Source organism: Halobacillus sp. BBL2006, from assembly GCF_000786645.1.
Lineage (GTDB): Bacteria > Bacillota > Bacilli > Bacillales > Halobacillaceae > Halobacillus.
This window is the reverse complement of the sequence record NZ_JRNX01000521.1, coordinates 1-4634: the sequence shown is the minus strand read 5'-3', so window position 1 is coordinate 4634 and position 4634 is coordinate 1. Positions and strand designations below refer to the sequence as shown.

Sequence of the window (4634 nt, the reverse complement as noted above, 5' to 3'; positions counted from 1 at the left end):
AGCCACGCCAGGACCGCTTCAGTAAATTCCGGAGCGTAACGATGGTCGCGTGTATGAGAAGAGGCACTGATTCGATTGTAAAAAACTCCTTCTGGAGGTTCACTTGTCAGATCAAGCGTTCCTTCATCAAGGTGCCATAATTCATAACGGAGGTCCAGTTCATCTAGTCGTTTCGTCAAATGGCCGGTCCATTCATCGTTTTCATGAAGTACATAAATTTTGCTCATTGATCCGACTCCTTTTTCACATGTGTTTCTATTAGTTTAACATATAAAACCCATCAAACTACTAGGAATAAACTCTCGAAGATGCTTGATTAATCTAGCAAACTGTGGCAGAGTGAAACTATAATCTAATTGTTCATCAATTATATAGGTTAAATGTAGGGGGACCAGTGTAGCTGGTTGAGATTGTATCCTTTTTGATACTGACCCTTAGAACCTGATCTGGTTTAGACCAGCGTAGGGAACATCTGAGACGACACATTCTATCGTTATAAGATATGCACCCTGGGTATGGTACCAGGGTGCTTTTTGTATGCGTTCATCCCTGTTTCCATATTCATAGGTTCTCCCTTTCTGACCATATGTGATGAACCTATTATGGAGGGATTCTTATGAAGAAATTTTTACTATTTTTGTTGGTGGTCATGCTGCTAGGAGCCTGTTCCAGTGAAGATGAAGAAAGTTCTGAAGCGAAAGCCGGTCAATCAGAAACGAAAGACATCAAGCTAGTTCTTGATTGGACGCCGAACACGAACCATACCGGTCTATACGTAGCTCAAGCGGAAGGATACTTTAAAGCTGAAGGATTGAATGTTGAGATCATGATGCCAGGAGAAGCCGGTGCTGATCAGCTCGTTGCTTCTGGGAAAGCGGACTTTGGCATCAGTGCGCAAGAAACGCTGACAGAAGCACGTGTCCAAGATATCCCGGTGGTTTCGATCGGAGCGATCATTCAGCATAATACTTCAGGCTTCGCCTCACCGAAAGACAAAAACATCACCTCACCTGCAGATTATGAAGGCAAAACGTACGGAGGCTGGGGCGCACCTGTGGAAAAAGCCGTTCTTTCCTCTTTGATGCAAAAAGAAAACGCAGATGTTGAGAATGTTGAAATCGTCAACATGGGAAACTCTGATTTCTTTACAGCGGTCGAACGCGACATTGATTTTGCCTGGATTTATTATGGCTGGACAGGTGTCGAAGCCGAACTCCGCGGCCAAGAACTGAACATGCAGTATTTGACCGATTACTCCGATAAACTCGATTACTACACCCCCGTTTTAACGACGAATGAGAAAATGATTCAGAATGACCCTGAGACCGTAAAAGCCTTCATGGCAGCCGTTTCTAAAGGGTATGAATATGCGATTGATCAACCGGAAAAAGCAGCGGATATCCTCATTGAAGCTGTACCGGACCTTGATCCTGGACTCGTTAAAGCCAGCCAAAAATGGCTTTCACCTAAATATCAGGACGATGCAGAGCAATGGGGAACTCAAGATGTTACAGTATGGAAAAATTATTCAGACTGGATGTACTCCCATGATTTACTAGATAACGAGCTGGACGCTGAAAAAGCGTTTACGAATGAATTTTTACCAGAAAAGGAGACAGAATGATGACCAATTCACTTGTGAGCATTCAAATTTTACCAAAGACAAAAGACGGGGAAGATGTGATTCCTTACGTCGATCACGCGATTTCAATCATTGATGCTTCAGGATTGAAATATGAAGTCCATCCGCTTGAAACGACCATCGAAGGAGATTTGTCTGAAATCCTTCCGTTAATTGAAAAAATAAACGAAGCCATGGTTGAGCGTGGATGCAAGAATGTCATTTCCCAAATCAAAATTCTGTATCAGCCGGATGGAGCTTCCATGGATCAGCTGACAGAGAAGTATCGGTCATGAAAAGAGAATTTAAAAAAGGATGGAGACCGGCTTCGGTCCTCATCCTTTTGCTCCTTATATGGGAAGCAAGCAGCCGTTTTTTAAATGTTCCTGATTGGTTATTACCTGCTCCTTCGCTCATTGCCAAGGAAGGAATAATCGGATGGAACGGCTATTCACACCATCTTTTTTCAACGATACAATTAACGGTTGCCGGGTTTCTGATCGGGGCGAGTGTCGGACTGATCATTGCAATCGCTCTTCACCTAATTCCGTCTTTAAGAGAAGCAATTTATCCATTGCTGATCTTGTCTCAGAATATTCCAATCATTGTGCTGGCTCCACTTTTAGTAATCTGGTTCGGCTTCGGCGCACTTCCTAAATTGATTGTCATCGTATTAGTCTGTTTTTTTCCGATTGCTGTTTCAGCGATGGATGGTTTGAAGCAAACGACTCCGGAGCTAAAGCACTACATGCACATGGCCGGGGCGACAAAGGGTCAGATCTTTCGCAAGCTCGAGTGGCCGCATGCGCTGCCGTCAATTTTCTCAGGGTTGAAGATTTCAGCCACTTATAGTGTCATGGGAGCCGTCATTTCAGAATGGCTAGGAGCTAATCAAGGCATTGGCGTATATATGACTTTAGCCTCCTCTTCCTTTCGTACCGACCGTGTCTTCGTAGCAATCTTTTTAATAATGGTATTGAGCTTGCTGTTTTTCTTTCTCATCACCTTAGCAGAAAGAAGACTGACCAAATGGCAGAGCAAAGGGGCTGGTGAAGCGCATGAGTAAATTGTTAATTGAAAACTTATCGATGTCATTCGAAGGCAAATCTATCATTAGGAAAATTTCTCTTCATGTGAATGAAGGAGAATTTGTTTCCATCCTCGGCCCTTCCGGAAGCGGAAAAAGCACGCTATTTCACCTCGTTGGCGGATTATACAATCCTGACGAAGGACGTATCCTGTTAAACAACAAGGACATCACAGGACAGAAAGGATCGATCAGCTATATGCCTCAAAGTCCAGCCCTTTTCCCATGGCGGACCTTAGTGGACAATGTTCTTCTCGGAGGAGAGATCAAAGGAGATACGGATCGCGAGGCTGCTTTAAATATGATTGAAAAAGCTGGATTGAGCGGCTATGAAAATAACTATCCCAGTCAGTTATCAGGCGGCATGAAACAACGGGCCTCCTTTATAAGAAGTCTATTAAGCCCTCAATCACTCATCTGTCTCGATGAACCTTTCTCTGCCTTAGATGAATTTACGAGAATAGAAATGCAGGAATGGCTGTTATCCATTTGGGAAGAACACCAGAAATCTATCCTCTTTGTCACACACAATATCGAGGAGGCTCTCTTTTTATCAGATAGAGTGATTGTTCTTTCAGACCGACCCGCGCGAGTCGTAGAAGAATTTGAAGTTCCTTTCCCTCGCCCAAGAGAGCAGTCCATACTCTTAACAACCGAATTCTTAGAGTGGAAAAAAGAAATCTTTCAGAAACTGCAGGTGCTTGCATGAATCCTATCATCGATGCCCACATCCACCTTGATTTATATGAAGAATCATTTAGGAAACAGATGCTCTCTGAACTCGATCAAAATTCGATTATACATCTTATTGCTGTTTCCAATGACTTGAACTCTTGCTTAAAAAACTTGACGTGGTCTATGCAGGAGCAAAGAATCAAACCAGCACTGGGTTTTCACCCAGAGCAGAGCCTTCCTTCTAAGGAAGAAGCTGAGAAAATTGCGGACCTAATTCGACGGTACGAAAAACATATCGTTGCGATCGGTGAAGTCGGTTTACCCTACTATACTCGTCAAGACCATCCAGAAATACACGTACCTCCGTATTTAGATTTGCTGGAACATTTCTTACGTCTTGCTAATGAGTTAGACAAGCCTGTCGTGCTTCATGCCATCTATGAAGATGCAGATCTTGTCTGTGACTTATTAGAAAAACATCAAATAAATCATGCTCACTTCCACTGGTTCAAAGGGTCACCTTCTACAATTAAACGGATGATCAATAACAGATTTTTCATTTCTGTCACTCCTGACTGTTTATATGAAGAAGAGATACATGATCTAATTAAACAGTATCCATTAGATCTCATAATGGTGGAAACCGATGGGCCGTGGCCATTTGACGGACCTTTCGAACATCTAGCAACCCATCCTAAGATGATCCACGATTCTGTCAGAAAGATCAGCGAGCTTAAGAATCAAGCGATAGAAACGGTATACGACCTGCTTTATAAGAATACGGTGAAATTTTATAGACTAAATCGAAACGAATGAAGAGGAACCCCGTCCTCTTCATTCACTCCCCTTTATTCCGACTAATACACTGTGTATAATAGGCCTTAAAGGAAGGTGAACGAAATGAGTATTCCAAAGCCACTCGTTCAAATAAATCAAATGTTTATTGTTATCACTGTCTTACTTGGACTTTCGTTTCATTATTCATGGTTGTTTCTCCCGTTCGTAATCGGGGTCTACACATTGATTACCAAAAAGAACCCAGTGATTATGCTCAGTAAAAACTTCTTAACTAAACCCGCCCATCAATATATTCCAGAAGACCGCGATCAGCAGATTTTCAACCAATGGATTGCAACAATATGCATCGGACTGTCGATTGTCTTCTTTTATTTCAATCTTCAAGCCCTTGGCTATGTATTCGGTACGATGGTTATCATCGCTGCCGGCCTCGCTCTTCTCGGCTTTTGTATC

At 42.7% G+C, this 4634-nt stretch carries 6 protein-coding genes, 1 pseudogene and 1 riboswitch; of the genes and pseudogenes, 6 read left to right on the top strand and 1 reads right to left on the bottom strand.

Annotation, left to right across the window (positions count from 1 at the left end; all coding sequences use genetic code 11):
• A pseudogene (locus LD39_RS15135) lies at positions 1–227 on the bottom strand (alpha-L-glutamate ligase); the annotation flags it as partial.
• A 147-nt stretch (positions 228–374) separates the two neighbouring features.
• Positions 375–485: riboswitch (TPP riboswitch) on the top strand.
• Between the two features lie 131 nt (positions 486–616).
• Between LD39_RS15135 and LD39_RS15130 the strand changes: the two are divergent.
• From LD39_RS15130 to LD39_RS15105, 6 genes are all read left to right on the top strand, one after another.
• On the top strand, positions 617–1624 hold the full coding sequence (locus tag LD39_RS15130) for an ABC transporter substrate-binding protein (RefSeq protein ID WP_035548985.1): 1008 nt from the start codon (positions 617–619) through the stop codon (positions 1622–1624).
• A complete protein-coding gene (locus LD39_RS15125; protein WP_035548983.1) occupies positions 1624–1917 on the top strand; it encodes a thiamine-binding protein in 294 nt (97 codons plus the stop codon). Before LD39_RS15130 ends, LD39_RS15125 begins: the two co-directional genes overlap by 1 nt.
• Positions 1914–2687 carry an ABC transporter permease gene (locus LD39_RS15120; RefSeq protein ID WP_035548980.1) on the top strand — a complete coding sequence of 258 codons (774 nt, stop codon included), beginning with the start codon at positions 1914–1916 and terminating at the stop codon, positions 2685–2687. Before LD39_RS15125 ends, LD39_RS15120 begins: the two co-directional genes overlap by 4 nt.
• Positions 2680–3417, top strand: a complete 738-nt coding sequence (locus tag LD39_RS15115) for an ABC transporter ATP-binding protein (protein ID WP_035548977.1) — start codon at positions 2680–2682, stop codon at positions 3415–3417. Before LD39_RS15120 ends, LD39_RS15115 begins: the two co-directional genes overlap by 8 nt.
• Positions 3414–4199 carry a TatD family hydrolase gene (locus LD39_RS15110; protein WP_035548974.1) on the top strand — a complete coding sequence of 262 codons (786 nt, stop codon included), beginning with the start codon at positions 3414–3416 and terminating at the stop codon, positions 4197–4199. Before LD39_RS15115 ends, LD39_RS15110 begins: the two co-directional genes overlap by 4 nt.
• An 84-nt stretch (positions 4200–4283) precedes the next feature.
• Positions 4284–4634, top strand: a 351-nt coding sequence (locus LD39_RS15105; protein ID WP_035548991.1) for a DUF4395 family protein, incomplete at its 3' end; no start/stop codon positions are given.

Excerpts from the sequence above, each read along its gene's own strand:
- LD39_RS15120 (WP_035548980.1), top strand. The coding sequence starts at position 1,914 with ATGAAAAGAGAATTTAAAAAAGGATGGAGACCGGCTTCGGTCCTCATC.
- LD39_RS15130 (WP_035548985.1), top strand. The coding sequence starts at position 617 with ATGAAGAAATTTTTACTATTTTTGTTGGTGGTCATGCTGCTAGGAGCC.
- LD39_RS15115 (WP_035548977.1), top strand. The coding sequence starts at position 2,680 with ATGAGTAAATTGTTAATTGAAAACTTATCGATGTCATTCGAAGGCAAA.
- LD39_RS15125 (WP_035548983.1), top strand. The coding sequence starts at position 1,624 with ATGACCAATTCACTTGTGAGCATTCAAATTTTACCAAAGACAAAAGAC.
- LD39_RS15110 (WP_035548974.1), top strand. The coding sequence starts at position 3,414 with ATGAATCCTATCATCGATGCCCACATCCACCTTGATTTATATGAAGAA.